The following is a 1,349-nucleotide window of genomic DNA, read 5'->3' on the forward strand; positions in this document are numbered from 1 at the left end:
ACCCTCATAACAAAAATAAGAAGGGTCTAATAATGAATACTCATAAAAGGAAATATTGATTTCATTGTAGAGATTTAAATCATTTTGAAAATAATGCACCTCATTAATTCTGAGAGTGACGCGTTGCGAGGCAACATCATACCCGCCATCTTCTCCGGCCAGACATAACAGAATAAAACTCCCTTTACAGGTATCAGAAGGTAAATTCTGATCACAAAAAATATTTTCAATACCAACACACTTAATAATAAAGAAATCTTGTATCCGTTCTAAATCTCCCTTGCTAAAGCCTTCTTCGCCAGTAGCAGCAACACCAATACACTTATTTTTATTATTTTTGATTACATTAAATTCTTTTTCATCAACGACAACAAGGTGAAGTTTAGCCATTTCACTCACTCCGGTAATGTTTTTGTTTCAGTTCAAAAACGTCTTGGCAAGGTGTACAGAAGGTGACACCGGCAATAATCATTCGACGTTGTTCGGGGATGGGATTTCCGCAGCTCTCACACTTAAAAGCAGAAACCCCGACAGGGCGGTTAACATGCGCGGCTATCCGGCGTTCCAGCATTTTTTCAGCGTGCTGAATGGCGAGGTCGAGCGCCTTAGACATGGTTCAGTTCCTGCGCTTCGTGTTCGATTTTTTCCGCTTCACTGTCCAGCAATTCACATGCAGCGACATAATTCATCCGATTAGCCCGCACATAAGACGATAATGTTCTCAGACGTGAAGCAGAGCGCCCGGCTAATGTTTTGCGCTCATCTTCCCTATTTATTTTTATCAGTTGTTCTGTATTCATTTTTCTATTTCCTGTTTTTAGGTAATAAGAAGCCCTGACGATGAACGTCATAAAATTTATCTTTCGTGCTTTAATTAAATGGCGATATCTTTAGGCATCCATGATATAGCCGCTTGAATCTGAATCATTGCCTCTTTTAATGAACGCCTTTCATCTGAGGTGAAATCCTCATATTGAGATTCATATCTTGATTCAGGTAATCCGGCCAAATGAAAAAGCCCATGCAATAATTTTTTATTATTGCGTTTTCGATTATTAGTACGGTCACGCATGTTTTTTATAAATTCAGAAATAGCTTTATCGCTATTTGATACTGAATCAAAAAAAGCACCTTTTATCTGCGCTGTATGATACATGCCGTCTATTTTTTCATCCAATGTTAATGGCACAGCGCGGTACGGTTCAGTATTAGCCATAGCATCACCCTTATAATATGGATAATAACGGGGTTAATATTGTTGACGCCAAACCAATTGAAACTAAAGTCATCATCAAAGGGTTTTCTTTCTTAGTGCCGGTTACTTTAATTTTGCAAAAGTCAGCACTGGT

At 38.5% G+C, this 1,349-nt stretch carries 4 protein-coding genes; all 4 read right to left on the reverse strand.

Features of this window, described 5'->3' with window-relative positions:
• Positions 1-390, reverse strand: a 390-nt coding sequence (locus tag NXS07_RS20070; RefSeq protein WP_258087519.1) for a hypothetical protein, incomplete at its 3' end; no start/stop codon positions are given.
• A 1-nt stretch (position 391) separates the two neighbouring features.
• The gene (locus NXS07_RS20075; protein ID WP_038216638.1) at positions 392-613 is read right to left on the reverse strand and encodes a TraR/DksA family transcriptional regulator; all 222 of its coding nucleotides are present in this window, start codon (positions 611-613) and stop codon (positions 392-394) included.
• Entirely contained in the window at positions 606-800 is a 195-nt protein-coding gene (locus NXS07_RS20080; protein ID WP_051870624.1) for a DUF2732 family protein, read from the reverse strand. Before NXS07_RS20080 ends, NXS07_RS20075 begins: the two co-directional genes overlap by 8 nt.
• Positions 801-874: 74 nt before the next feature.
• Positions 875-1,216 carry a DUF5347 family protein gene (locus NXS07_RS20085; RefSeq protein ID WP_258087520.1) on the reverse strand — a complete coding sequence of 114 codons (342 nt, stop codon included), beginning with the start codon at positions 1,214-1,216 and terminating at the stop codon, positions 875-877.
• Between the last annotated feature and the right edge of the window lie 133 nt (positions 1,217-1,349).

The sequence above is a fragment of the Xenorhabdus bovienii genome (genome assembly GCF_024721015.1).
In the GTDB taxonomy this organism is placed as follows: Bacteria; Pseudomonadota; Gammaproteobacteria; order Enterobacterales; family Enterobacteriaceae; genus Xenorhabdus; species Xenorhabdus bovienii.